The 25,592-nt window shown below is 67.8% G+C and carries 17 protein-coding genes and 4 pseudogenes; 12 read left to right on the top strand and 9 right to left on the bottom strand.

Annotated features, from left to right (window positions below):
• Window positions 1–225: 225 nt before the first annotated feature.
• The 3 genes from OHB49_RS42070 to OHB49_RS42080 form a co-directional block, all read right to left on the bottom strand.
• Window positions 226–459 carry a hypothetical protein gene (locus OHB49_RS42070; protein WP_329156878.1) on the bottom strand — a complete coding sequence of 78 codons (234 nt, stop codon included), beginning with the start codon at window positions 457–459 and terminating at the stop codon, window positions 226–228.
• Window positions 460–1,310: 851 nt separating this feature from the next.
• The gene (locus OHB49_RS42075) at window positions 1,311–2,156 is read right to left on the bottom strand and encodes an alpha/beta fold hydrolase (RefSeq protein ID WP_329156877.1); all 846 of its coding nucleotides are present in this window, start codon (window positions 2,154–2,156) and stop codon (window positions 1,311–1,313) included.
• A 267-nt stretch (window positions 2,157–2,423) separates the two neighbouring features.
• The gene (locus OHB49_RS42080) at window positions 2,424–3,113 is read right to left on the bottom strand and encodes an alpha/beta hydrolase (RefSeq protein ID WP_329156875.1); all 690 of its coding nucleotides are present in this window, start codon (window positions 3,111–3,113) and stop codon (window positions 2,424–2,426) included.
• A gap of 804 nt (window positions 3,114–3,917) precedes the next feature.
• Here OHB49_RS42080 and OHB49_RS42085 point away from each other — a divergent pair.
• From OHB49_RS42085 to OHB49_RS42095, 3 genes and pseudogenes are all read left to right on the top strand, one after another.
• On the top strand, window positions 3,918–4,370 hold the full coding sequence (locus OHB49_RS42085) for an SsgA family sporulation/cell division regulator (protein ID WP_329156873.1): 453 nt from the start codon (window positions 3,918–3,920) through the stop codon (window positions 4,368–4,370).
• A gap of 1,077 nt (window positions 4,371–5,447) precedes the next feature.
• On the top strand, window positions 5,448–8,432 hold the full coding sequence (locus tag OHB49_RS42090; RefSeq protein WP_329156872.1) for a CARDB domain-containing protein: 2,985 nt from the start codon (window positions 5,448–5,450) through the stop codon (window positions 8,430–8,432).
• Window positions 8,433–8,939: 507 nt separating this feature from the next.
• Window positions 8,940–9,351, top strand: a pseudogene (locus OHB49_RS42095) (dimethylarginine dimethylaminohydrolase family protein); the annotation flags it as partial.
• 392 nt (window positions 9,352–9,743) lie between these two features.
• On the opposite strand, the gene OHB49_RS42100 reads toward OHB49_RS42095, so the two are convergent.
• Window positions 9,744–11,594 (bottom strand): discoidin domain-containing protein, encoded by a 1,851-nt coding sequence (locus tag OHB49_RS42100; protein WP_443079626.1) that lies wholly within the window; start codon window positions 11,592–11,594, stop codon window positions 9,744–9,746.
• Window positions 11,595–11,943: 349 nt separating this feature from the next.
• Between OHB49_RS42100 and OHB49_RS46005 the strand changes: the two are divergent.
• Window positions 11,944–12,051: pseudogene (locus tag OHB49_RS46005) on the top strand (alpha/beta hydrolase); the annotation flags it as partial.
• Window positions 12,052–12,262: 211 nt separating this feature from the next.
• Here OHB49_RS46005 and OHB49_RS42110 read toward each other — a convergent pair.
• Window positions 12,263–12,625 (bottom strand): annotated as a pseudogene (locus OHB49_RS42110) (cyclase family protein); the annotation flags it as partial.
• Here OHB49_RS42110 and OHB49_RS42115 point away from each other — a divergent pair.
• The 3 genes from OHB49_RS42115 to OHB49_RS42125 all read left to right on the top strand — a co-directional run bounded on the left by OHB49_RS42115 (window position 12,626) and on the right by OHB49_RS42125 (window position 15,944).
• Window positions 12,626–12,853, top strand: coding sequence for a hypothetical protein (locus OHB49_RS42115; RefSeq protein WP_329156868.1), 228 nt, complete (start codon window positions 12,626–12,628; stop codon window positions 12,851–12,853).
• Window positions 12,854–13,321: 468 nt separating this feature from the next.
• Complete coding sequence (locus OHB49_RS42120) at window positions 13,322–14,251, top strand: transposase family protein (protein ID WP_329156865.1); 930 nt, start codon at window positions 13,322–13,324, stop codon at window positions 14,249–14,251.
• Window positions 14,252–14,705: 454 nt separating this feature from the next.
• Entirely contained in the window at window positions 14,706–15,944 is a 1,239-nt protein-coding gene (locus tag OHB49_RS42125) for an IS110 family transposase (protein WP_329156864.1), read from the top strand.
• Between the two features lie 13 nt (window positions 15,945–15,957).
• Here OHB49_RS42125 and OHB49_RS42130 read toward each other — a convergent pair whose 3' ends face one another.
• Together OHB49_RS42130 and OHB49_RS42135 are read right to left on the bottom strand one after the other, a co-directional pair.
• Window positions 15,958–16,503: an SMI1/KNR4 family protein gene (locus OHB49_RS42130; RefSeq protein ID WP_329156862.1), complete on the bottom strand. Its 546-nt coding sequence runs from the start codon at window positions 16,501–16,503 to the stop codon at window positions 15,958–15,960.
• 511 nt (window positions 16,504–17,014) lie between these two features.
• On the bottom strand, window positions 17,015–17,233 hold the full coding sequence (locus tag OHB49_RS42135; RefSeq protein WP_329156861.1) for a hypothetical protein: 219 nt from the start codon (window positions 17,231–17,233) through the stop codon (window positions 17,015–17,017).
• A 115-nt stretch (window positions 17,234–17,348) separates the two neighbouring features.
• Here OHB49_RS42135 and OHB49_RS42140 point away from each other — a divergent pair, with 115 nt between their 5' ends.
• Window positions 17,349–17,606: a hypothetical protein gene (locus OHB49_RS42140; protein ID WP_329156860.1), complete on the top strand. Its 258-nt coding sequence runs from the start codon at window positions 17,349–17,351 to the stop codon at window positions 17,604–17,606.
• An 8-nt stretch (window positions 17,607–17,614) separates the two neighbouring features.
• The gene (locus OHB49_RS42145; RefSeq protein ID WP_329166279.1) at window positions 17,615–17,983 is read left to right on the top strand and encodes a hypothetical protein; all 369 of its coding nucleotides are present in this window, start codon (window positions 17,615–17,617) and stop codon (window positions 17,981–17,983) included.
• A gap of 1,161 nt (window positions 17,984–19,144) precedes the next feature.
• Here OHB49_RS42145 and OHB49_RS42150 read toward each other — a convergent pair.
• On the bottom strand, window positions 19,145–20,125 hold the full coding sequence (locus OHB49_RS42150; protein WP_329156858.1) for a S1 family peptidase: 981 nt from the start codon (window positions 20,123–20,125) through the stop codon (window positions 19,145–19,147).
• A gap of 516 nt (window positions 20,126–20,641) precedes the next feature.
• Here OHB49_RS42150 and OHB49_RS42155 point away from each other — a divergent pair.
• Window positions 20,642–21,043, top strand: a pseudogene (locus OHB49_RS42155) (telomere-associated protein Tap); the annotation flags it as partial.
• Between the two features lie 100 nt (window positions 21,044–21,143).
• Here the strand turns inward: OHB49_RS42155 and OHB49_RS42160 are convergent.
• Window positions 21,144–23,393, bottom strand: a complete 2,250-nt coding sequence (locus tag OHB49_RS42160; protein ID WP_329156856.1) for a DUF262 domain-containing protein — start codon at window positions 23,391–23,393, stop codon at window positions 21,144–21,146.
• Window positions 23,394–24,502: 1,109 nt separating this feature from the next.
• Between OHB49_RS42160 and OHB49_RS42165 the strand changes: the two genes are divergently transcribed.
• Window positions 24,503–24,931: a hypothetical protein gene (locus tag OHB49_RS42165; RefSeq protein ID WP_329156855.1), complete on the top strand. Its 429-nt coding sequence runs from the start codon at window positions 24,503–24,505 to the stop codon at window positions 24,929–24,931.
• An 84-nt stretch (window positions 24,932–25,015) separates the two neighbouring features.
• Window positions 25,016–25,432 carry an SsgA family sporulation/cell division regulator gene (locus OHB49_RS42170; protein WP_329156854.1) on the top strand — a complete coding sequence of 139 codons (417 nt, stop codon included), beginning with the start codon at window positions 25,016–25,018 and terminating at the stop codon, window positions 25,430–25,432.
• Window positions 25,433–25,592 lie beyond the last annotated feature (160 nt).

Raw genomic sequence — 25,592 nt, forward strand, 5'->3', positions numbered from 1 at the left:
CCGGAATCGGCCGTCTCATGAGGTGACCCTAGCCTCGCGCTTTCACGTGGCGACCTGTGAGGAGTGCATCTGACCTGCAATGCCGGTGATTTAGGGAGTTTTCGCAACAGCCGTTTAGGCATTTCGTTTTTGCCTATCAACGCGGTGAGTCAATTTACCGGGCCACCAATGGACGCAAAGGGCATCAGAGCTCCTGCCCTGACGGACACCCAGCGTCACCACCGACTACGGGCCAGACCCGTTGATTGGACAGTCCCCCTCGCCCCAGGTGGCGTGGTGATAAGGGTCAGTCTTCTGCCACCTGTTGCCGCTCGGATGGCTGTACTGCTCGCGGCGGATGTCGATGTAGGTGCCGGCGAGGATGCGGTAGAGCCAGAGCTTTCGGTCTGCCCCGGGAAGCATCTCCCGAAAACCGATGTAGGCCCGCCCGAAAGTCTCCAGTTCCAGCTCTTCTGCCACGGCCGGGCTTCCCGTCATGCACACCGCGGCGCGATACATCGGGTCTAGGAGGGTCAGCACGTCCCGCTCGAAGCACCCATCTAGGTCGTTGGCGAAGTGCCGCGAGCCCCCTGGCCGCTCCCAGGAAAACGGTCTTCTTCGTTGCCGGTCCGGGGCGCAGGCTGGTCGGTCCAGCTGTAGGGATCCATGCTGCGTGCGGTGAGGGACGCTTCACTGACCCAGCGGTGGCCGCGGAACTCGGCGCTCGCATCGCCCTCATGCGGATCTCGTTCGTCTTCGGCGCCTCGGTACCGATGTCGTCCGGTGCCTGGACCGAGCGTTGAAATCCCACTCCGGGCAGTGTGCTGTAGGTGTGCGAACCAGTGAGGCAATTGCTGCTCCTCTAAAGGCATCCGCTGCTCGTGGCAGCCGATGTCTGACGACGGGCACAGGGTCTGTAGACGTTGAAAGCACCATGGGGAATGACCTGCTCACGGCGGCCGAACAGTCTGCGGACCGGGAACAACACATCCGGACCGTGGACCGTGGTAGTGGCAACGGGGTCGGTCACCGCAGCGGTGGCCGGGGTCTGGCCTCCTCCGCCACCGCATCCTCCGTCAGTGACCACCACGCACCGTTACCACGAGTAAGAGAACAGAGCCGAGGACCGTACAGGCTCCGTCGCCGGCATCGATCAGCGCCAAGGGTGTGGTGCATGTCCTGTGACACCGAGGCGTCAAGCGGCTGTGCAGGGGGCAGCAGCGCGTACAGGCGTGGGGCCGGGTTTCCGGCCCCACGCCTGGCTGCTGACACCCGGTGAATCGGATGGCCCTGCCAGTTGCACCCGTCAGGGTCATGCCGCTCAGGGGTGGTCAGCGGGTGGCAGCGTCCGCCTGCTCGATGAGCTTGGTGGTGATGCCCGGGTGGCTGATGAAGACGACGTGGGAAGCCCCGGGGACCTCCACGACCTTCTTGGCGCCGGCCCGCTCGTACTCGAAGCGCTCGAGGGCCGGCGGGATCGCCTTGTCCGCCCCGGCGACGAGCCCGAAGGACGGGATGTCGTGCCAGGCGGCGGCCGTTGTCGACTCCTCGAACCCGGCAGCGGTGAACGGGCGCTGCGAGGCCTCCATCAAACGGGTGGTGGAGACCGGCAGGTCGCCGGCGAACGCACTGCGGAACTTGTCGGCCTTCAGGTACAGATCGGTTCCGGTCGTTCCGTCGGCGGTGGAGTACGGCACCGGGTTGATCGCGTCCGGGATCTCGCTGCCGGGGAACTTGCCCAGCAGGTCGCCCTGGAGTTCTCCCTTGTCGGGGACGAACGCGGCGACGTAGACGAGCGCCTTGACGTTCGGGTTGCCCGCCGCGGCGTTGGTGATGACGGTGCCACCGTAGGAGTGTCCGACCAGGACGATCGGGCCCTCGATCGACTTCAGGACGCTGGCGATGTAGGACGAGTCGTTGGCCACGCCGCGCAGCGGGTTGGCCGGGGCTACGACCCGATACCCATCGTCCTGCAGACGCTCACTGACACCGTTCCAGCCAGAGGCGTCCGCCCAGGCGCCGTGCACGAGCACAACGGTCGGCTTGGCGGCATCCGTGTGGAGCTGCAGGGGCGCCGGAGCAGCGGAAGCCGTCGACACCAGAACGGCAGCCGCCGCGGTGGCGGCGGCACCAGCGGCAATTATCCCGCGGCGCAGGGTCTTCTTCTTCTTATGCATGTACCAGGACCTTCTTCTCTTGTGGTGGTGGTGGCTCCGCCCAGCTCACGCAGCGACCAGCACTGCGCGGCGTGGACGTATGACATGCAGCCATAACGCGAATTCCATGAGGATTCGCGAGCGCTTCACGCGCATTCAGAATTGCGTGGCACGATTCCTGCTGTGAAGCAGGATTGATGCTCCTACCGCCTGCTGAGTGATCTCGGAACAAGAGGTAGGGGACGCTTCGGACGATGCCTTTGCTGGGCAGCGCCAGACTGTGACGGACTACGCCTGGTGGGTGGCAGCCCGCTTGATCAGATCCGCCACAGCCTCCGGCTGGGAGACGTAGATGGCGTGGCTTCCGGGGACCTCTTGCACGGTGGCTCCGGCCCGCTCGGCCATCGCCCGCTGCGCAGGCGGAGGAATCATCCTGTCGTCACCCGGCACGAGGTACCAGCTCGGCTTGGCGCGCCAGGCAGCCTCGGTGACCACGCCGCCGAGCGCATCCACGCCCCAGGGCACCTGGGAGTCGGCCATGAACTGGGCCTCCTCGGGTGCTACATCCCCCGCGAACGTGGCAGCGAACTTCTCACGGTCCAGGAAGAGGAAACCGTCACGGGGCGGCAGGATCGGGGGAACGGGGGCCCCGGGCAGCGGGTCGGCGAGGAGAGTGTTGACCGACTCGCCCTTGTCCGGCGCGAAGGCGGCGATGTAGACGAGCGCCGCAACACTCTCGTGACGGCCGGCCTCGGTGATCACGGCCCCGCCGTAGGAGTGGCCAACCAGCACAACCGGCCCGTCCTGGACATCGAGGACCTGGTGAGTGGCTGTGACGTCACCCTCGAGGGTGTGAGTCGGGTTCTGTACAACGCTGACGTTGAAGCCGTCACGGGTAAGGATGTGGTAGACCGGCTGCCAGCCGGAACCATCAACGAACCCTCCATGCACGAGAACGATGTTCTTCACTGTGCTCATGTGATCGCTCCTGTTGTGTCTCGGACGCCTTCCGAGTACGACTCACGGTAAGCAGCGCTGACCGTCACAAGCATCGACCAAATGACCTAACTACTGCATGAGATGAGGTGCCCAGCAGCGTCGCTATGACCGGCTGGCGCTGACGACGCCCTGGACTCGGCTGTCCCGCCTGTACAAGCACGCAGGTGACGCACGCTGGCGGCAAGGCCCGAGCGCAGCCGCGGCCCTGGTCATTGGACCTGTCCTGCCCGTCTCGTACTGTCCAGCGCATGGCCTTGCAAACCGTCCTGTAATTACGTAGTGACGCTTCGTCAGTACCGTCGCCACCGCCCGGTCTGTGCGTGGGCTGTCCTGCGGCCGCGACACTCAAGCGCAGCGCTGGCGGCGCACCCTTCCCATGTTCCCGCTGCCCGCCCCCAGAACCACCAGGTCGTAGTGCCGCACACCCGTCCACCTTCCGCCGGTGCAACGCCCGGCCTCTCCAGGCCCGGCTCTCGGGCGTTCGCGAGCCTTGTTCGTCGCTGCCCACCTGACGGCGCTCTCCGTCAACGTCTTTTGACGTCTTATCACGCAAATTTGACTATAAACGGGCAAACCAGGCGCGACACCGGTCCGGACTCGTCGCCCGCGCCTACGTCGATTCCGTCGCTGCGGTCCCGGCCGGACGTCCTGCGGCTTGGCCGGCTGCCGGGGCATCGGCAAACGTCAAAGCGGAACAAGCTCAGTCAGGTGACCGATGTGCCTGAGGTGTCCGGTGGACGACCGTGGGCCTAAGAGGAGACCTCACGGAAGGGCACGTCTCTTATGACCGAAAATCAGCACGACCCGCGGGCTCGGCAGTTTGGGCGCCAGGGCGTGGCGCCGCTGTCGTTGGACATCTACCAGCTCTGGAGTTCGTTCCGGAGACCGATACAGGCAGACTTTCGCTTCGATCCCGACGACCCCCTCGTTGTGACTGTCGCCTTTTTGCCGAAGGACGAGCCACCCGTCATGTGGCGTGTCTGCCGCCAACTTCTCTACTCGGGCCTTGTAGAGAACAGCGGGATCGGCGATGTGCAAGTGTGGCCAGTGCGCATCAGGCAGCGGTGGGTGGTGCGCATACGCTTGCAGGCCCGCGGAATGTCGGCCCTCTTTGAGGCGGACCGCCAATGTCTGGAGGATTGGCTACACGACACCGACGCGGCTGTCCCCATGGGTGAGGAACTGAACAGCCTGGATTGGGATGCCGCGACCTCGTACCTGCTCGGTGGCTCGTGAGAAGCATCCAAGGAACATCGGCGGCCAAGTAGGTAACCAAGCGCGACCACCGGGCCTGGCGCACATCAGTCATGTGACCGTGTGCCACGCGGGTCACCTCCGACGATGGCACCCGACCTGACACAGTGACCACAGTCAGTGACTGATGTGCCCACCGTAACCCCACCAACGACTGTGCATTGCGCCCGGCAGCTGTCGTTGACCAGCCCACATGGTCCTCGTGCAGGTGGGTCAGGACGACAGCCGCCCTTGTTCCCCCAGGGCCGCTACCTCGTCCAGCACGCAGAGACAGCTGCCCTTGATCGGTCGGACCAGGTGTGGCAATGGGTCGTCGAACCCGGGACAGCTCGACGAGGTGCACGGGGAGCATCGGCTGATGCCGGGGGCCTGCCTCCCACGCCGGACACACATCCGGCCACCAGTCCGTTCTTGTCGAACAGCCCGGCGGCCGGGACGTCGTTGTCACCGGCGACGCACTGGTGCACGACATCCAGTTGGCAATCCGGCCGTCGAAAACTACGCCCACGAGCGCGACCCAGACACCGCCCGCGCCTCCCGCGAGGCCCTGCTGGCACCCGCCCATCTGCCCCGGGCGTTCGTCGAACCGTAGAACGTCCGGGTGTCGCCGCGGACCACGGCGTGATCGCGCCGCCCGCGCCGTGGCCGCGGTCGTACCGTGCCCGGGAGACGGCGTTCGTACCCCCGGTCAGGGACCGCAGGAGGGTGTGGCCACCTGTTCGGCGGCAGGCCAGTGTCCCGCAGGCATCAGCGCGGCTCAAGCCTGGGTGACCAGCCACCCGCGCACGATGGAGGCCCCAGGGCGCTGAACTGCCGCGTTGTGCAGGGACGGTTGGCCGCCGTGTGAGGAGCGTTGACAATCTCATGACCTCTGGTAAGTCTGTGATGCTGCATGCGCAAAACATCAACTGAATCTCTCAAAATACGTCGCACGCTCACGCGATCTCTCCCGGCGACTGAATTGAGTCGCCCGCGCGACGCTCTCCCGCTCCTCCCGCAGCGGTGTGCCGACATGGCGCACCGTCGGCAACCCCCAGCCCCCGTGGAACAGAGGACGCCATGAGATGGAAGCAACACGGCCGACAGCTGATCACCGCCGCACTCAGCGCCGGACTGATAGCGGTCGGGCTCCTGCCCGTCACTGCCGGCGCAGCCACCGCACAGCCCTTGGCCGAGGCGGCTAACCTCGCGCTAAGTAAGCCGATCGAGGCGTCCTCGTCGACGCAGAACTACTTCGCCACGAACGCCAACGACAACAGCACGAGCACCTATTGGGAGTCGAGCGGCCATCCGTCGACGCTGACGGTGAAACTCGGCGCCAATGCCGATCTGGAGTCGATCGTGGTCAAGCTCAATCCCGACGCGATCTGGTCGACGCGCACGCAGAGCATCGAAGTGCTCGGGCGTGAGCAGTCCGCCGACAACTTCACTTCGCTGAAGGCTCGGGCGGACTACACGTTCAACCCCTCGGGTAACCAGAACACCGTGACGATCCCGGTCACCGGCCGCTACGCCGACGTACAGCTGAAGATCTTCAGCAACAGCTCCGGGTACGGCGGCCAGGTCGCGGAGTTCCAGGTCATGGGCACCGCGGCACCCAACCCTGACCTGACCCTCGCCGACCTCTCCTGGGATCCCCCACAGCCCACCGAGAGCGACGAGATCAGGATGAACGCCATCGTCAGCAACATCGGTTCGGCGGCCGCGGCCGCGACGACCGTGAACGTCAGCCTGGACGGAACGGTCGCGGGCAGCGCCCCGGTGCCCGCGCTCGGCGCCAGCGAGTCGGCGACCGTGCCGGTCACCATCGGCAAGCGGGCGCAGGGCAGGTACACCGTCTCTGCGGTGGTCGACCCGACGGACACGATCTCCGAGCAGGACAACAGCAACAACAGTCGCACCGCAGACGCGGAGCTGACCGTCGGCCAGAGCCCGGGCCCCGACCTGGAAGTCACCGGTATCACCTCCAACCCGGCCAACCCTGCCGTCGGGTCGAACGTCACGTTCACGGTGAGGGTCCACAACCGCGGCACCAGCACGGTGGGCGCCGGTTCGGTCACACGCCTGACGGTAGGCAGCACCACCTTGAGCGGCACCGCTCCCGCGGTCCCCGCCACCGAGACAGCCACCGTCGACATCAGCGGCAGCTGGACCGCGACCAGCGGCGGGGCGACGCTCACCGCGACCGCCGACGCCGCCGACGTCGTGGACGAGACGAACGAGGACAACAACGTGTTCGCACGCTCCATCGTGGTCGGGCGCGGGGCGGCCGTGCCGTATGTCGAGTACGAGGCGGAGGACGCCAAGTACGAGGGCACGCTTCTCGAAGCCGACCCCGAGCGCACCTTCGGGCACACCAACTTCTCCACGGAGTCCTCGGGCCGCAAGTCAGTACGGCTCAACTCCACGGGCCAGTACGTGGAGGTCATCTCGACCAGCGCGTCCAACTCGATCGTCGTACGCAACTCTATCCCGGACGCGGCGGGCGGCGGCGGCAGGGAGGCCACCCTCAGTCTCTACGCGAATGGCACCTTCGTACAGAAAGTGACCCTGTCCTCCAAGCACAGCTGGTTGTACGGCAACACCGACGCTCCGGAGGGGCTGACCAACACCCCCGGCGGCGACGCACGGCGGCTCTTCGACGAGTCGCACGCGCTCCTTGCGCAGACGTACCCGGAGGGCACCAAGTTCCGGCTCCAGCGCGACGCCGGTGACGACGCCGCGTACTACATCGTCGATCTGATCGATCTGGAGCAGGTGGCACCGGCGGCGAGTAAACCGGCCGCGTGCACCTCGATCACCGAGTACGGCGCGATCCCGAACGACGGGATCGACGACGCCGGTGCCATCCAGCGGGCCGTGACCGCCGACCAGAACGGCACCATCGAGTGCGTGTGGATCCCAGCCGGACAGTGGCGGCAGGAGCAGAAGATCCTCACCGACGACCCGGAGGACCGGGGTCAGTTCAACCAGGTGGGCATCAGGGACGTCACGATCCGCGGCGCGGGCATGTGGCACTCCCAGCTGTACACGCTGACCCCACCGCACGAGGCGGGCGGCATCAACCACCCGCACGAGGGCAACTTCGGCTTCGATATCGACCACAACACCAAGATCTCCGACATCGCCATCTTCGGCTCGGGCACCATCCGCGGCGGCGACGGCAACCAGGAGGGCGGGGTCGGTCTCAACGGCCGGTTCGGAAAGGACACCAAGATCACGAATGTGTGGATCGAGCACGCCAACGTGGCCGCGTGGGTCGGCCGCGACTACGACAACATCCCGGCCCTGTGGGGCCCGGGCGACGGCGTGGAGTTCAGCGGCATGCGGATCCGCAACACCTACGCGGACGGCGTGAACTTCACCAACGGGACTCGCAATTCCGTGGTGTTCAACTCGTCGTTCCGCAACACCGGTGACGATGCGCTTGCGGTCTGGGCGAACAAGTACGTGAGGGACCAGTCGGTGGACATCGGTCACGACAACGTCTTCCGCAACAACACGGTCCAGCTGCCGTGGCGCGCCAACGGCATCGCGGTGTACGGCGGATACGGCAACAAGATCGAGAACAACCTGGTCTACGACACCATGAACTATCCCGGCATCATGCTCGCCACGGACCACGACCCGCTGCCCTTCTCCGGACAGACGCTGATCGCGAACAACGGCCTGTACCGCACGGGTGGGGCGTTCTGGGGAGAGGCACAAGAGTTCGGCGCCATCACCCTGTTCGCGTCGGGCCTGAACATCCCCGGCGTCACAATCCGCGACACCGACATCCACGACTCGACGTACGACGGCATCCAGTTCAAGTCGGGCGGGGGTGCCACACCGGACGTGAAGATCAATGATGTGAGGATCTCCAAGTCCAACAACGGCGCGGGCATCCGCGCCCACGGCGGAGCCCGCGGCAGCGCGACGCTCTCGAACGTGACGATCACCGACTCGACCGACGGCAGCATCCTAGTCGAGCCCGGCTCACAGTTCGTGATCAACGACGGGGCGACAACGCAGTCTTCCACCACCCGACGGGGCGGCGACTGACGGCCCCTGGGTTCCACCGGCACGCCGCCCGGTCCCCTCTCCGCGGGTCCGGGCGGCAACGCGCCGCAGAGAAGCATCGACGCACAACGGACTGAAACGACGACGTGTTCGGTGACGGGTTGGGCCGGCCCGAGGGCCCTGTCATTCCGGGGTCCTCGGGGCTGCCCGAATGGCACAGCAGCCCCGACTCCCACTGCGGCCGGAAGAGGGAACCTGCCGACGCCAGCGCTGCCGCACACAGGCCGGACGCGACGCGCGAGGACGTCTCCGCGACCTTAGGTCGTTCTACGAGGGTTTCCTGGACCGACCCGAGGACCTATTGGATGCGGAGGCCGACCTGGGATGTCGCGACCAATCGCGGCCTTCGACCTGGCCCGCCAACGTCTGGGCCGGCAATGGGGGCCTTTCCCCGCGATCGTGGACACGCTGATCATCGTGAAGATCCATAGGACAGGAGTTCCTGTTGGGGACGTCGAAGTACTCACCTGAGTTTCGGGCTGATGCCGTCGCGCTGTTCGGCGGTCGCACGAGGAGGCCGGTGAGCTGTTCGGGCACGAGGTGGTCGGGCTGACTCTGGTCAATCCCCGCTTCTACCACGTGGACACCGCGCTCGCCGTCCTCGACGACGACGAGATCATGTACTACCCGGCGGCCTTCTCCGCCGGCAGCCGGGCCCGTCTCGCGGAGCTCTACCCCGACGCGGTGCTCGCCACGGACCACGACGCCGAGGTGTTCGGCCTCAACGCGGTCTCCGACGGCGGGAACGTGGTCATGGCCGAGCAGGCCACCGGACTCGCCGCCCAGCTGCGGGAGAGGGGGGTACGTGCCCGTCGGCGTGGAGCTCTCCGAACTCCTGAAGTCCGGCGGCAGCGCCAAGTGCTGCACGCTCGAACTCCGGGCCGCGGACGCCGCGTCATGATCATCTACGACGGCCGGTGCTACTCCCCGGTCTCCCGTTCTGTGGATCTCAGAGCTCCTGATCAAGCATCTTGCTCACGGGCCTCAAGCCGGAGGCCTGGTAGAAGGCACGGGCCCCCTCGGTGAAGTCCCCTCGGTCGCCAGGCGTCGGAAGCCGGCGGCCCGTCCGACTTCGCGCACCGCATCCAGCAGGGCCGAGTCGACGCCGCTTCGCGAGGCAGGTGATCTGCCCACGGCGCTGAGCGGTGCACGGCGCGGACCCCTGGGGGCATGTCCCCGGGGTCGCGGGCGGGGCGGCCCCGGCGTGTGCCGGGACCGCGTGGCCGGGGAGAGCGTACGGCGGAGCGGAGGGCTCGGCGCGGTGGCGCCGGGCTCCGCGGGCCGTGGGGCCGGTCAGGTGCTGAAGATCTGCATCCCCGAGCACTGGCCGGCGGGCCAGCCGGTGTTGGCGGTGAAGTTCAGCCGCACGTAGCGGGTGGTGACCGAGGTGGGCAGGGTGAGGGTCGCGGTGTTGCCCGTCGCCGGGTCGAAGGTGCAGTTGGCCGAGGGCAGCAGGGTGGTGAAGGTGCCGACTTCGGTGCCGCCCAGCACCGTCAGGGTCTGGGTGCGGGTGCCCCAGGCTGTGGACGGCGGCAGGTTCAGGACCAGCCGGCGGATGCCGGTGGGGGCCTGGAGGTCCACCTGGAGCCACTGCGGGAAGGCGTTGTTCGCGCTCTCCCAGTAGCTGTTGGGGTCGCCGTCGGTGGCGTTTCCCGACCCGTGGACCTGGGTGTGGCTGCTCTCCGACGTGGGCTTGTGCAGCGCCAGATCGGTGGTGCCTGAGCCGGCGTCGGTGGTGACGGAGACCTGGTTCGAGGGCTGGGAGAGGTTCCCGGCCGCGTCGGTCGTCACCACCTCGAAGGTGTAGGCGGTGGACGGGCTCAGGTCCGTGACGGTGAAGGAGGTCCCGGTGGTGGTCCCGGCCTGGCTGCTGGTGGAGCCGCTGACCCGCATGATCCGGTATCCGGTGACCCCGACGTTGTCGCCGGCGGCGTTCCAGGCCAGCGCGACCGTGGTGTCGCTGTGGCCGGTGACCTGCAGCGACCCGGGCGCGGAGGGCGGGGTGATGTCGCCGCCGCCGGCCACCGGCGGGGTGGGCCGGATCGCGGTCAGGGCGATCTGGCCCTTGAGCATCCGGCCGCCGTCGCCGGTCAGCCGCAGGTAGTAGTCGGAGGAGCAGAAGGTGCCGTCCTCGTCGAGGGCGAGGAACCCGGAGTCGGTGGGCACCGAGGCCTGTGTCTCGGCGGTCTTGGCGATCTGGTTGCCCTCGTTGTACTCGTCGAACATCGAGATGTAGATGCCCTGCACCCCGGCCCGGCACATGTTGTAGAACTGCCGCCACATGAAGTCGCCGTGCGCCCGCTGTCGGCCCGAGACGTCGCCGGGCAGCACGCACGGCTGGTAGTCCATGCCGTGCGCGACGCAGTCCGCCTCGTCGCCGACGGTGTAGGTGTTGTAGGCGTTGTCGGACTCCGCGGCACTGCCGATCGCGCCCACCATCCACGGCGAGATCATGTTGAAGGCGTGGTACACGTCCATGTACCCGGTCTTGGTGCCCGCGCCGCCGGTCCGCCACTCGCGCGGCACTCCGCCGATGACGTAACAGCCCTGCCCCTTGAACCAGTTGATCACGTCCAGGCAGGCATCGACCGAGAACGGGTGGTTGTCGTCGTTGAAGCCGAAGCCCCAGATGCACACCACCGGCTTGCCGTTCTGCCGCGCGTATGCCGACGAGGAGGTGTGCGCCGACATCTTGGTGGTCCAGTCCGTCTTGATCTCGGACTGCATGTTCCACCAGTTGGAGACGTCGTACATGATGTAGAACTTCACGCCGTGCGACTCGGCGGAGCTGCGGACCTTCGCCGCCATCCCGTCGCGCGTGGGCCCCTCCTGGCCGCTGGGGTCGAACCGCTGCAGTGCCGCGGTGTCGATGGCGTTCTGCTGCATCCAGGAGAAGTGCAGGTCCACGGTCTGCTGGTCGTACGAGGAGAACAGCGTGGCCGGCTGGCCGTTGCCCAGGTTCGCGTACGCCGTCGGGTAACCGTGGGTGTACTCGCGCATGTCCGGCCAGCACGTGATGCCGGTGTTGGACCGGGACGGCGGCTGGCCCCAATTCTGGCTCCAGTGCCACCAGCCGTCGATCGGGGCGCTGTCGCCGATACACGCGAACCAGCCCTGGTAGCCGACGGTGACCTTGCCGACCACGTCGCCGGGTGGACTGGCGGCGCCGCCGGCGCCGCCAGCGCGGTCTCTGCGGCCCCGATCCCGCCCGCGGCGGTGGCCGCGATCGCGGCCTGCAGGAAGACCCTGCGCGTGACACCCATCTGGACTCCTCCGGTCGGCTGTCAACTACCGCCGCTCCGCGGCTGATTGGCCATCCGTAGCGACTGGAAGCCTGGTGCCGGGGAGCGTAACGACACGGTTATGGTTCCGCAATACATCGTGCATCGAACGAAATAATTGACGGGAAATGCGCAAGACGCGACCTACGGGGGTCCTGGGAAGTCCAACGGCATGGGGTTGTTTCCGTAACCGGGGCAGCGGCCATAGCGGCGCCGACAACCTGAGCGGGCAGGCCCCACTCGTGGTGGCACCCACCCACGGCCCGGTGGCCGATCACGGCCGCCGCTACGCCGAACGACTGCGAGCAGCCGGGACGACGCCCGCGCGGGCGGCGATCCTAGAGTTCCTCGAAGAGCCCCTCACCGCGTGACCGCATCAGGTGCAGGCGACTCGGGAGGCTGCACCGACCTTGGTCTCGGCTGGTGGAGCTGGGAAAACCGAGACGGTGGTGTGGGAGGCCTTCGTTGTCCTTCGGTCTCAGTCCTGCGGGGAGACCGGGTGCAGGGGCGGTAGAGCTCGAGACTGCTGGGGACGGGGGAGCCGACCGCTGCGGTGATGGGGAGGGGTGAGGCGGCGAGCATGAACTCATACCGTCCGTCCTGCGCGCAGGCGGTGGCGAGGGCGTCGAGGTCGAACATCTCGCCGAACGCCAGACCCATGTGGACTTGGGCGATGAGGTGCAGCGGCTGGAAGGCGTCGATCTCGTTGGGCCGGACCTCCACTCCCCAGGTGTCGGTGATGATCGCGGCGATCTCCCGCTGATGCAGCCAGGGGGCGGTGTGCAGGGACAGGCCGGGAGCGGGGCCGCCGGCGTAGTCGCCCCACTGGCCGCGCCGCACGCTCATCTGCCCGGTCCGCACCAGCAGCGCGTCGCCGGACTTCACGGTGCTGCCTTGCTGGATGAGGGCGTCGCCACGGGCTGCCCGTTGTTCCTGGTGGCGCCCGAGCCGCTCCAGCAGGTGGCGCGGCTGCTGGCCGCATGGGACGCGATCCGGGCCGAGACCAGCAGGCTGGCGCCCGCTGACGCCCGGCCCGTCGTCGCGGACATCCTCAGCAAGCGGCAGGCGCTCCCCAGCCAGTGGCTCGCTCTGTTGACCACCCGCCCGGTCGCCGCGGCGTAGTACGCGGCCCGCCACGGCGTACAGGGGGTTGGGTTTGCACGCAGGCGCGGAGCGGTTCACAGCCCTCGAGTCGGCCGAGCTCCAGCGACTGGTGTCGTTTACATCGACCGCGCGCGGCTCGCCCGGCAGCTCGCTGAGGAGCGGTGCCGACGTCGGCGCCTGGCCGAGTGCCTCGGCCGCATCGGCGGTTCGGCTGGCTCCCAGCGTCTGGGTAAGCCTGCTGCGGCGTACCCCGGATGGGGGTTGTACCCACAGTTGGCTGAATCGTTGTCTGCACAGGGGGATCCAAAGGTGCACCGGAGGTACTGCCGGAGGTGTGAGCCCCTCATTTGTGATCTCGAGCGTTTTGCCTGGTCAGCCCTCGTGGGCAAGCCCTTTTTGTACGCCGACACCTCTAATTCGTTACGGTGTTGTGTACGACAGCGGTTTCGGCTGGTCGGGAACGTGAGGAGAGCCGTACGGGTTGGGATGGTTGTGAAGCGATCCTTGGCCCGTACGGCTCTCTCGCATCGTATCTGCACGGGCATCTCGAGGCGTCGACTCGGGGCGCTCATCGCCGAGTTGGCCAGCCCGTGGATGGCGCGGGAAGAGTCCCGGCTGAGCGAACGCCGAGGCCATGAGCGGCTGCGCGCCGAGGGCGGCGGGCCCAGCCATCAACTGGTCTTCACCGACCGGGTGATCGCGACCCTGGTGATCCTGCGGTTCCAGCTTCCGCACGCCGCCCTCGCCGTCTTCTACGGCGTGGACCGCTCCACCGTCACGCGGGCCGTCCATGAGATCCGTCCGCTCCTGGCAGCACGGGGCTTCGCGGTCCCCGGCGAGACGGGACTGCGTCTGCACACGCTGGCCGATGTCTTCGCCTACGCCACCGCGAAGGGTGTCGAGCTGCGCCTGGACGGCACCGAGGTACGGGTGCGGCGTCCGAAGGCACACCGCCCCGGCCGGCGTGCGTTCGTGTCCGGCAAGATGCGGCAGAACACCAAGAAGGCCACCGTCATCACCGACGGACAGGGCCGCACTCTGTGGACCGGCGCGGTCCGGCCGGGCCGTATGCATGATCAGACGGCGGTCAAGACCGAGGGAATCGAGGCCCTCTTCGAGCAATACCCGCAGGTCAAGGCCAAGGTGGATGCCGGATACCGGGGCCTGGCCAAACGGTTTCCCGACCAGGTCCAGGCGCCGCCGAAGAAGCCCGCCAAGGACGCCTCGGCCCAGGAGATCACCGCCTGGCAGGAGGCCCGCAAGAAGCAATCCTCGGAGCGGATATGCGTCGAGCACGCCAACGCAGAGCACAAGCAGTGGAGGCCCCTCCAGCGGTACCTCGGCCGCCGCGAGTACTACACCGAGACCCATCTGGCCATCGCCGGCCTCGTCTCCGACCGCACCGCAGAGCGGTAATCACCCACCAGCCAACCCGCCAGACCAACACGCCCCAACCTCAGTCGCGCACGACACCGTTAGTAATTAGAGGTTCTGGATCTCTGAGGGGCCCGGGGCGGCGTTGTCCAGCCCAGGGCAGGACGTGTGTGGTCCGGTCGGTGCCGTGGTGACCCCTACGACACCTCCGACCGTGCGAGGTCTTTGTAAAGACTGGTGGCGCTGGGTGCCGGCCGGTCCTCGCACGTTCTGCCCCCGCGGACCCGTCAGGTTCGGGATCCTCGTTGGATGAGCTGCCGCACGGTGACGCGTTTCTCCTCACGAGCTTCGAGCTCTGGACACGGCGTGCGCCCGTGCGGCCTTGCGGCGCCGCGCACGGCTGATGAGGTGGCGGGCCTTGGAGCCCTGGAATTAGTGCGCCGTGCGGCCCCGCGTGCTCGTCTTCGAGAACGGCACCGGAGAAGGGGCGGGATCCATGGACGTGTTCTGCGGGATCGACTGGGCGGAGGGACACCACGACGTCGCGCTCGTCGACGACACCGGCAAGCTGCTGGCCAAGTGCCGCATCAACGACGACCTGGACGGCTACCGGCTGCTGCTCGACCTGCTGGCGGAACACGGCGACACCGCGGAGACGCCGATCCCGGTGGCCATCGAGACCAGCCGCGGCCTGCTGGTTGCCACGCTGAGGCAGGGCCCCCGCCAGATCTACGCGGTCAACCCGATGGCCGCCTCCCGCTACCGCGACCGGCACGGAGTCAGCCGCAAGAAGTCCGACCCGGGCGACGCCCTGGTGCTCGCGAACATCATCCGCACCGACGCGCCGGTGCACCGCCCGCTGCCCGCCGACACCGACCTGGCCCAAGCCGTCGCGGTCCTGGCACGCGCACAGCAGGACGCGGTCTGGAACCGCCAGCAGGTCGCCAACCAGCTCCGGTCCCTGCTCAGGGAGTACTTCCCGGCGATGATCGAGGCGTTCCGGGACAAGCCTGGAACACTGACCCGCCCCGATGCCCGCCGCATCCTCGCCGTCGCGCCCACGCCTGCCCTGGCGGCCAAGCTGCAGATGTGGAAGCTGACCGCCATGCTCCGGCGAGCCGGCCGCCGCCGAGGCATCGAAACGGACGCCGAACGAATCCAGCAGCTCTTCCGCCAGGAAGCCCCACGGCAGCTGCCCCTCGTCGAGGACGCCATGGGCAAGCAGGCACTGGCCCTGCTGCTGCAGCTGGACGCCGCCTGCCAGGCGGTCGATGACCTGGCGCAGGCCACAGAGGAAGCCTTCCGAACACACCCGGACGCGGAGATCATGCTGAGCTTCCCGGGGATCGGCCCCCAGGTCGGTGCCCGCATCCTGGGCGAGATCGGCGACGACAGGAGCCGGTTCGCCACGGCTGGAGGGCTGAAGGCTTACGCCGGATCGGCTCCGATCACGCGAGCCTCCGGCAAACGCCGCTACGTTGGGCGCCGGTTCGTCAAGAACAACCGGCTCAACCACGTCGGCCACCTGTGGGCCTTCGCTTCTCTCAGCGGTTCATCCGGTGCGGACTCACACTACCGGCGCCGCCGGGCGGGAGGAGACTGGCACATGCAGGCTCTGCGGCACTTGTTCAACCGGATGCTCGGCCAGCTTCACCACTGCCTCCAGGCCCGTGTCTCCTTCGACGAATCCATCGCCTTTCCCGTCATCCTGGGCAAGGAAATGACGAGCAGCTGACCCCTGGGATTGCCTACCAGTGCAACGTGACACTGCCGTCGGCGTTGATCTCCTCGCGCACTGTCTCGACGTGGTGCTTCCAGGCCGGTATCTCTGCTTCGGCGGTCGCACGGAGCCAGTCGGTGAAGGACGCGTAACTGCGGACGGGAACGTCTGCGTGCTCGCCTTCGGAGTATGACCAGACCTCGGGATCAGGTCCGGTGCCTCGCATGAAGTCGAACTGATAGCCCTGGTGCATGGAGAAGACGCGGTCGGTGGGCTCGAAGAGGAAGGGTGATTCGTTCTCTTCGAGCAGCTCGCGGGCAGCCGTCCCCAGGCCAAGGACGCGGGGGTGGTAGACGTCCTCCCCCTGCATGAAGCGCCCGGCGCCACCGCCGATCAGGGAAAGGAACTCTCGGTAGGCGTCTGCCATCGGCGCTTGTTGATCACGCTCGACAGCCAGGACGACCTCGGCTGGCAGGCTTTGAAGCTGGTCGGGGCGGGCTGTGGTGCCGTCGGTGATTGCATCGACTACGGCCCGGACCCGCTGCTTCGGCGTCAGCAGGCCGGGCTCATTCAATGGCTCCGGCTCCCGCTCCGTTGCTGGGCTCTTGTCGTGGCGTCGCTTCCACCGCATCTGGCACCCCCCGTCTCTGTGATCGAGAGCTTACGTAAGCCCCGATCCGGCCTCGATTCCGGGTACGGAACGGGCGCGGTCGCCGCCCTCGGCTTGACGGCTTAACTGCATGAGGTGTCTTTCTCCGCGTTAGACGGAGGAAGAGGCTTTGTTGTCTGACGGCCCGGCGCGGCCTGCTCGAGCTGCCGTCCCTTCCTCGCTGCTCGGTCCTCTCCTTCGAGCTCCAACCCCGGCGTGACTGTCGATCGGCCTCCGCCAGCTTCTCGACCGGACGCGTCCCTGGCGACGTCCGGCCGCTGCTGGCGCGCTTCGCCGCCGCTCCACTCTGCGCGGCGAATCGGGCACAACGATGGGCTGCTCCTGCCGCACTGGCTGCAGCCTCGCCGCCCCCGTCGGCGAGGCTGCTTTCTTGTTCGCCTCTGCCGAGCGAGCACCGAGGCCGTTTCGCTGGGGGTCAGATGTGGTTGTGGTCCAGGCCGTCGAAGCGGCTCAGCAGCGCCAGGCGGATGCTGGTGTGCTCGTGGTGGAGGTCGGCGAGCTCGCTGTCCAGGGTGCTCACGGTGCGGTCGACGCAGTTGCGCAGGCTCTCGATGGTGAGTCCGAAGGCAGTAGGTCGCGGATGACGCGGACCGACGAGCAGCGTTTCGTCAGCCGTTGCTTCATCGTCCGCCACAGGCTGGGCGGTGCCGGCCGCATCTTCACCCGTTCGGCAGGTAGCGGTCACCCACACCGGCGTGACGGGTACGGGTACGTACCCGTACGCTGGAGGAATGGGAAGGAGCACGACCATGTCCGATGCCAATGTCCGTATCCCCGAAGAGGCCAAGCACCGGCTCGCCGCGATCGCAGCCGCTGAGGGGCTGTCGCTGCGCGCCTATCTGGCTCGTCTGGCCGAGACGATGCTCACCCCGGCCGAGCGTGCCGAGCGTGCCGACAAGGCCCTCGCCGCACTGAAAGAGTGGAACGGCTACGCCCCCACCCCGGCCGAGCAGGACGACCTGGACAGCGAGCTGGACCGGCGCCTGGCCCAGGTGACGAGCCGGTGACCGACGCCATGCATATTGTCCTGGACGAAACGGCGATGGCTGCGGCCGGTCAGGGCAACGTCCTCGCGTCCCGTCTCATCCACCGGGCCCACGCCGAATCTGGCTGGTTCCTGTACGCCCCGGCGTGTGCGCTCGTCGAAGCCGACCGCGCACGACCAGGCACAGCCGAGCACCTTGCCGCACTGCCGGGTATCACCGTCCTGGACCTGGATCTGGCCGCGGCACTGGCCCTCGCCCGGCAGGAAACATGGGCTGCGGCCCACAGCCAGTACGCAGCGCAGCCCACACCCGACCGCCCCGACGGAGCGATCATCGCCACCACCGCCCCGAAGCGGTGGCAGGGCGAGCTCGTCCGCGTATTGGACCTCAACGCCTGATCCAGCGCCGCCGTGTGAACGGCGCCCCAAAGCGAGTTCTGCGGGCGGTGTCACCTTTGGGCGTGCACTGCTCGGTTGGGGGCGCTCGGAGGGCGGCCCCCAAAGTTCCGCCCGACGCCATAAGACCGTTTCGCGAGCGGCTGGATCGGCCTACGCTACGCAGATGCCGAAGGAGTCTCGCGAGACCAAGCGGGCAAGGAAGGCTGGGCTGGTGAGGTCCCCGCCTACATTCGGTTGCAGAGCGTGGCCGGCCACGAGCCTGCGTTGCTCAAGTTGCGGCACAGGGTAGTTCAGGTTCCACCACCCGAGCAGCCTGCCACGGCGCTGATCCCCCCGACGGATGCCCCGCTTCGATCGCGGGATCGGGAACACCACGCGGACAACGCACAGCCGGTCTGGGTGAAGGATGGACCTGATGCCCAAGATGACTAGCGGTTCGGCCCGTTCGTGGCATCCGGGTATGACTACAGCCTCGAAGGAGGACATCCAGCACATGCGGCCGAAGCAGCGGAACAAGTACCGCCGGCTCGGCTTTACATGGGCAGAGATCAAAAAAATCGATCGTGCTATCGGCCGCGGAGAGGGCGTCCTCACTCCCAAGACCACTGCTGGGCGAGGTCACGCTCGCTCTGCCTCCGAGTTCTTGAGGCGCTGCCCGCACGCCGGGCTTCACCTCCGTCCCTTCTTCCAGCCGTTCTACGTGGGCCCTGGGACCGTCACAGAGCGCTTGCCGGCCCTTATGCTGCGCCAGAACGCAACGCCCCGGTGAAGCCCCCTGGGACGAGTCCGATCAACGAGAACGCGCCGCCGTTGCCACCGCCAGGAACTCCACGCCGGTCATCTGCGGATGGGCGTGGTGAGTGGGACTCGCTGTCGAGGCATGGACCCGAACCGTGGTGGGTTTCTCAAGGAGTCACCACGGCCGGTCGGCGGTGCGGCTGGCGAAGGTCGCCCGCCTGCCGGTCGTGGGTACCGTGGCTCTCCGGCGGGCGGTGACACGGCGCCGTTCCGGGAGCTTCAGGGAGCTGGCGCCATACAGGGTCGGCCTGGGCGCTGCGGACTCACTCTCCTTGCCGGGTGGGGTGCCTGGGCTGCGACGCGCGAGCGGGCGGCGTGTGCGTCACCTGGTTGGCCCGCAGCCGACTCGTCTGCTGGTGTCGATCATGTGCGTCCTCCGGTCGTTGTCACCCGGCCGTCCCACGGTACCGATCGCCACATCCACATTGCGAAGAAGGCGGTGGTCATGCCCCTGCCGCTCCGGTCGGGTCTGGGCCAGGAGTGGAGCAACTCGGTCATCAGGCGGGTCTTGCCGATGCCGCCCATGCCGGTGATAGCGGTGATGTCCGTGGAGCGGCTGGTGCGGCACCATGCGTCGAGCGTGTCGAGCTGTCCGGTCATGCCAGACAAGGGGACGACGGCCGAGCGTGCGTGGAGCAGGTAGGGGGAGGAGAGTTGCGGGTCGGGCACGTCGGTGAACAGCACACTCAGCTCGGCGGGCTGTAGTTGTGGCGCCATTCCCGTCACGGAGGTGATCGCGTCGGTGAAGCCGGGTGAGGCGAACAGCCGGGCGGCCGGCATCACGTACAGCAGGCCGCCCTGCCAGTGGTCCGAGGCGAAGGTCGCGACTCCCACGAGCATGTCGTGGCAGAACGCTCCGGCCCCGGACATGCCCCGCCACAGTTCGGCTGAGCCGGTGGACGCATCGCTCAGTTCGAAGCCGTAGTGCCCTCCGCGGGATCCCGTGGCGGGCTTCATGTGCCCATCAACGGTTTTCACATCGGGGACGAACGTCTGAGGGGCATCGGGCAGCTTCCGGCGCATGGCCCGCGGGAAGCCGGCCATCGTGCACATCGGACGCGCGGCCGGGTAATTGCAGGTCAGCTCTCCCCAGCGGGCGACAGCGAGGCCCGTGCCGACCACGGACCGGTCCGTCACCAGCAGGACGACGTCCAATGCCGCATCCGCCCAGACGACCTCGGCCTCCGCTATCCGGCCGGCCTTGTCCCGGACGGTGACGGGCTGCATGTCCCCACCCGGGCAGGCGACATGGTGCGCGGTCAGCACGGCTCCGGGCGCGACCAGGCAGCCCGACCCGAACATCGAGACACGCGGATTGATGACTTCGACGGTCCGCTGCTCCACCGGTACGCCAGCCCTGCCGTTACATGCCTGCAGGAGGAGCGGGGACGGTCCAGGCATTCGATCGCTCGGGGACGGCCCTTGACGAGTCGGCTAGAACGGGGCACCACGAAGCCCTCGGAGGGATGTGACGGCCGTCTCCGAGGGCTTCGACTCAGCTTCTCCAAGGAGGGATGGAGAGACCTCGCCTCACTGTCCCGTACGGAGCCGTTGATGGTTGGGAGCCGCTCCGATCCGGTCTTGCGCTGATCCGAGGGCACCTGTTGGCGCGGGCCCACGGTCCGTGGGGGAGCGTGGGCCCGCTTTTGTGCGTTCTGGGCTGGCTCGGCGCTCGGGACCCGCATCCGGACCTCGGCCGACGGGCCCACGATCTCATCCTCATTGACGCGCGGCCGTGGGCGACAGTAGGTGAGCAGGCACGACGATCAAGGGGGCGGTATGAAGACAACCGGCTATCAGCGCACCCGGGCCCGTGTGGTCCGAGCGGGCGACGTCGCGTCGTACCTGTCCATCGAGGCCCCGGACGAGGTCCTGGTGGAGGAAGCGTACGACTGGGCTCGCACGCTCACCGATGACGAGTGCCTCAAGCGCTACCTGGTGAGCATCGACGTGAACATGGCCTTCGCCGCGGCCGCGAACGGCACGATCGTCGGCCTCGGTGTACCGGTCTACGTCGAGAGCCCGGTGTTCGACCCGAAGGTGCACGGCTCGTGGCTGGTGGACTTCTCGCACGTGGAGACGGACGAGCGGCTGCCGTCGCCGTTCACGCCGAAGGGCAACCGGTCGCAGGGACCGGCCTGGCACGTGACGCCGACCATGGCGTGCGCGGTGGGGCTCGGCCACACCGTGGCGCCGATCGAGGCGCACCTGCGGCCGGAGAGCGGCCGTTTCCTGGACGGCTGGTACAGGCTGTCCACCGACCCGCAGTTCGTGGACGGCGTCGTGCGCCATTCCGCCTCCCCTTACAGTGTTGTCCTACCGCCAGGGCCGGGGGCGGCCTCCGACAGAGCCGCCTGACCGGCTACAGGGCGCCAGCCGCCGCTGCACGGTCACGGACAGTGCGCAGGCTGACACGAACTCCGCTCTCGTCTTCGACGTGCCATTCGTTCATGCCCTGGCAGGTCTTGGTGCCGCGGGCGACGGCTCCGGCCTCGTCGACCCGGCCGTAGGGGGTGCCTCCGGTCGCGGTGAGGATGATGCCGCCGTTCGCGTCGATGGTGGCCCAGTGCTCGGTGGCGCGGTAGGTGAGCACGATCCGGGTGCCGGCTTTCAGGATCTGGGCGTCGATCATCTTGGCCACGTCCGTGCGTCGGCCCGAAGCCGGTTTGCGCCGCGAGGCGGCCTGGCGGGGGCGGGCGGGCGGCCGGCCGGAGCCGCCTGCTGGAGGTGCGGCTACGGCGCCGGGCAGGCCCAGGCGTTCGGGGTTCCAGATGTGTTCGAACAGACGCAGATACAGCTCCTGCCGGGTTGCGATGACCGTGGTCATGGTCTCTCTCGCCCCAAAGGCCCGCAGGTGTTTGTCGAGCTGGTGTGTCTTGATGAAGTCGCGCAGCTCGGGGTGGCGGCGGTCGTACTCGGGGGCCATGACGCCCAGCAGGACGTTGCCGCGGGCGTAGAGGCGGGTTTTGTCGTGGAAGGGCAGGTCGTTGATGCTGGAGTTCTCGCGGCCCCTCAGCAGGCCGAGGCCGCCGAGCTGGTTGCGGCGGCTGCGGAAGACGACCGGGTCGGGGATGTCTCCGGCCACCCGGTGGTGGTGGTTGGCCCACAGGTGTTCGATGTGGAACTGGTCGCGGTCGAGGTAGGCGAGGATGTCGGAGGGTCTCTTACAGGCCTCGTCGGTGTAGGCGGTGGCGCGGGCGAGAAGATAGCGGATCTGGTGGGCGTTGTTGCCGCGCAGTCCCAGGGTGACCGCTTCGCGCACCGGGTTCCCGTCGCGGCGGACGAGGTCCCCCAGCATGGAGGCGACGTCGGCGACGGTGCGGCATCCGCGCAGGAGGGGGACGAGCTCGGTGTGGACCAGGGCGTCGGCGTCGGCGGACTGGACGGGCAGGTCCTGCAGGATCCGCAGGGCGTACCAGCGGTCGATGTAGGAGGCGACGAGACGGGCTTTGTCCTTGGCGTCGGTGGGCTGGTCATCGGGGTCGATGGCCGCGAGGACGGCGACGGATTGGATGCCGAGTCCGTTGCGTTCGTTGAAGAGCACCGTCTCCAGGCGGTCGCCGTCCTTCTTCAGCGTGCGGGTGGCAGCAAGGATGGGTCGGTACAGGCGGGCCGACTTCAGCAGGTCCTGCACGAACTTGAGGAAGGGGTCGGGGCGTCCCGCGGTCAGACCAAGGTGCGTGGCGTTGTGGCGCACCCACACGTTGAGGTTGGTGGTGATCTGGCGGCGGTCCTCAGCGTGGCCCTCGCGTGCGCAGCGGGCGAGGAGGTAGGCCTTGATGAAGCGCGACGCTGCCTGGGGGTCGTCGCGGTCGGTGGACAGTTCCCGCAGCATCTCCTGCCACTGGGTGTTGAGCTGTTCCTCCCCCGCGCCGACGTTGGACAGCAAGTGGCTCTTGAGAAGGTCGACGGCGGTGAGGCGGGCGCCGCGGTCGTTCATCGTCTCGAACATGCGGTATCCGTGGTCGGGGCCGGCCGCGCGGATGCCGACCAGGACCACCCGTTTCAGGAGCCACTCGGTGAAGTGGTGGAGTTCCTCCGCGTCGAGTTCTTCCGCGAGCTGGGATTCGATCTGCTGGCTGCGTGCCCACAGGTTGCGGCGGGAGAGGGAGTCCCCTGCCCCAGTCTCGTATTTGCGACCCTCGCTGATGGCCCGCAGGACGGGGTCGTGGTCGGTGATGCCGACGCAGAAGTGCTTCCCGTCGGTCGTGATCACACGGTTGAGCTGGTCGACCGTTTGCGGATCTCCGGCTTCCTGGGCCCACAGCCTCAGCTGCAGGGAGAGCACGTGCAGGGTGACGAACCGCTGCTGGCCGTCGACGAGGTAGCGGCAGTTCCTCGACGGCTCGTGGTAGACGAAGGGGCCGAGGAAGTACTGCGGCGCAGTGTGCGGGCGGCGCCGGTACGCGGAGTCGCCCGACCAGTTCCGGAACGAGTCGCACAAGTCCCTCAACAGGGTGCGGACTTCTTCCTCGCCCCAGGTGTAGTCACGCTGGTAGTAGTCGATCTCATAGGTCACATCACGGAACAGCTCATTCAGGTTGAAGCCCTGAGACCTGATCTCGTCCGCCCCCACGCAACCACCCCTCACCTGCCGGGCATATCCCGTCATGCTCCCAACTCGGCGCCGTGCCGTACAGACGGCGCGGGAGTCGGATGGGCGGCGCGCACAACGCCGGGGCAAGCGAATGTGCCGACTGCGGGCCGGTCTCCGGCGGGTCTTGGCACTGCCACTCCCGACGGCAACCGCTGATCACCGCACGACCGTCGACCGCTGCGTAGGAGGCCCCTACGTGGCCAGCCACGTCATCGGGCTGCGGGCAGCTGCGGCGCCGGGCCTGCACCGGGGGGTGGGGGACGACGTCGAGTGCCCTGGCCGAGTTCAGCAGCTCCTGCGCAACGGCGGGCGGCGCGGCCAGAATGGAGGACGTGGTCCCAATGTTCGAGGTCATCCACGACGCTCGTCGCATCCGTACGTCCGCAACCCGCGGCTGAACACCTGAGCCGACTCCGCGACACCTCAACCCCGCACGCTCCACCTAGGGAGCACCTCGCGCCACCACCAACCCCATGACACCCCGCCCGGACCACCGCACTACCGTCATTCGCCCCGCGGCTACTTCCTCAGGGCTGCCTACACCCGTCGAACCATCGTCCACCGAGTGGAACGCCTGCGCGACGGGCACAGCTAATGCGCCGGGTTCGTGAGCCGGGATATCGACGTTGCGTCAGACCCTCCACTCCGGGACCGCGCAGCGGAACACCGGGGCCCCGAAGCGAAATAGCGGTCCGGTGGAAGAATTCCGCGCCCTGAAAGTCGTCAAGGGCAGTGCGGCCAGGGTCCACAACTTCGGGAGTTTTCTTCGCAGATGACCTGACTGTCCTGGCCGACAGATCGGCATCGATGCGTTTGTCGCCGACGAGCGGCGCCCGGAACGGCCGAACCAGATGACAGGGCGGACGACGCCGCTTGCCGGCTGTTCCGCGGCCGGCTTGTGAGCGCGGGCGATGCGGAAGCAAGAGCGCCGCGGGCGACGGCAGCCGGCTTCGCCACGACGTCCCCGGAGCCGGAAAACCAGATCTTGAAGGTGATGAAATATGTCACAGACGTAACGTTTAACGTTCAACTTGTTTGGGAGTAGCGTCGCTCCTGCCCCGCCACCCCGGGGCGCCGCCAGGGCCCCACCCACAGGGCTCCGGCACCGAGCAAGGAGAAAGATCATGAATCACACCTTCGGGCGTCGCGCCGCCACCGCGGCCGTCGCTTTCGCCGCCATAGCCGGCACCCTGCTGGCAGCAGGCGGCGCTGCCTCGGCAGCTCCGAATCCTGCGGCCGGCCATGCCGCGGTCGCCTCCCACACCCAGGGCGCATCGACGTACGGCGATCACCGTGGCGACCGGAACGACCACCGCGACAGCTGGGGCGGCCGAGACGGAGACGGCCACCGCTGGAGCGACCGGGACGACCGCCGCGGCGACTGGCGCTGGGACGGCCACCGCCGCTGGGAGCGGCAGGGCCGGTACTGGTACAGCAACGACCACGGTCACCGTTACCGCTTCGACAACCACCGCTTCTACCGGTGGGAGCGCGGCATATGGGTCGTCGTGATCGGCAACGCGCACGGCTTCGACTACGGCATCTTCCGCTGACTGCACGGACCATGGCGAGCGCCGGGTCCGGGCACCGCTCTACCGCCCGGGCCCGGCGTCCCCGGCCCCAACGCACTCCGAACCATGACCAGTTGCGTAGATCACATGCTCGACATGGAGCTCGCGTCCCCTCTGGGTGAGCGGATCCTCGTGCCGACCCACCTGCTCTACAGGTCACAGGACCCGCTCGCCGTTCAGCTCCTCTTCCAGGACGGCCTCCAGGGCCTGGTCCCGTGGGTCTTCGCGCGCGACCTTCTCGCCGCAGGGACCCGGACCCTCAGCGGGGACGGCGACGTGCAGGTCTGGCCCGACGGGTTCGGCCCCGAGGCGCTCCTGCACCTCCTGCTGTCCTCCCCCCACGGATCCGCCCACCTCACGGCCCCGCTCCCGGCGATCGAGCGGTGGCTGCACTGCACGTACCAGCTCGTGTCCGCCGCCAGGGAAACCGAGGCACTGGACCTCGAAACCCACCTCGCCCAGTTCCTGGATGGAGCAACCTGAACCATTTCGGGATCCCTGGAGGCTCCTTCTTCGGCACACACCCGAGCCCCTTGCCCTCCCGACGCCGACGGTGACAGGCCGACGCGACAGCAGTGAAGACGGTGCACCGGGCACCGCGGGCTTCCGTGGCCGACGTCACCAGGTCAAAACGGACAAACGA

It is taken from the genome of Streptomyces sp. NBC_01717 (genome assembly GCF_036248255.1).
Classification (GTDB): domain Bacteria; phylum Actinomycetota; class Actinomycetes; order Streptomycetales; family Streptomycetaceae; genus Streptomyces.

Coding starts and splice junctions, on each gene's coding strand:
- OHB49_RS42075 (WP_329156877.1), bottom strand. CDS start 2,156: ATGCATAAGAAGAAGAAGACCCTGCGCCGCGGGATAATTGCCGCTGGT.
- OHB49_RS42080 (WP_329156875.1), bottom strand. CDS start 3,113: ATGAGCACAGTGAAGAACATCGTTCTCGTGCATGGAGGGTTCGTTGAT.
- OHB49_RS42085 (WP_329156873.1), top strand. CDS start 3,918: ATGACCGAAAATCAGCACGACCCGCGGGCTCGGCAGTTTGGGCGCCAG.
- OHB49_RS42090 (WP_329156872.1), top strand. CDS start 5,448: ATGAGATGGAAGCAACACGGCCGACAGCTGATCACCGCCGCACTCAGC.
- OHB49_RS42120 (WP_329156865.1), top strand. CDS start 13,322: ATGGTTGTGAAGCGATCCTTGGCCCGTACGGCTCTCTCGCATCGTATC.
- OHB49_RS42125 (WP_329156864.1), top strand. CDS start 14,706: ATGGACGTGTTCTGCGGGATCGACTGGGCGGAGGGACACCACGACGTC.
- OHB49_RS42140 (WP_329156860.1), top strand. CDS start 17,349: ATGTCCGATGCCAATGTCCGTATCCCCGAAGAGGCCAAGCACCGGCTC.
- OHB49_RS42145 (WP_329166279.1), top strand. CDS start 17,615: ATGCATATTGTCCTGGACGAAACGGCGATGGCTGCGGCCGGTCAGGGC.
- OHB49_RS42160 (WP_329156856.1), bottom strand. CDS start 23,393: ATGACGGGATATGCCCGGCAGGTGAGGGGTGGTTGCGTGGGGGCGGAC.
- OHB49_RS42165 (WP_329156855.1), top strand. CDS start 24,503: ATGAATCACACCTTCGGGCGTCGCGCCGCCACCGCGGCCGTCGCTTTC.
- OHB49_RS42170 (WP_329156854.1), top strand. CDS start 25,016: ATGACCAGTTGCGTAGATCACATGCTCGACATGGAGCTCGCGTCCCCT.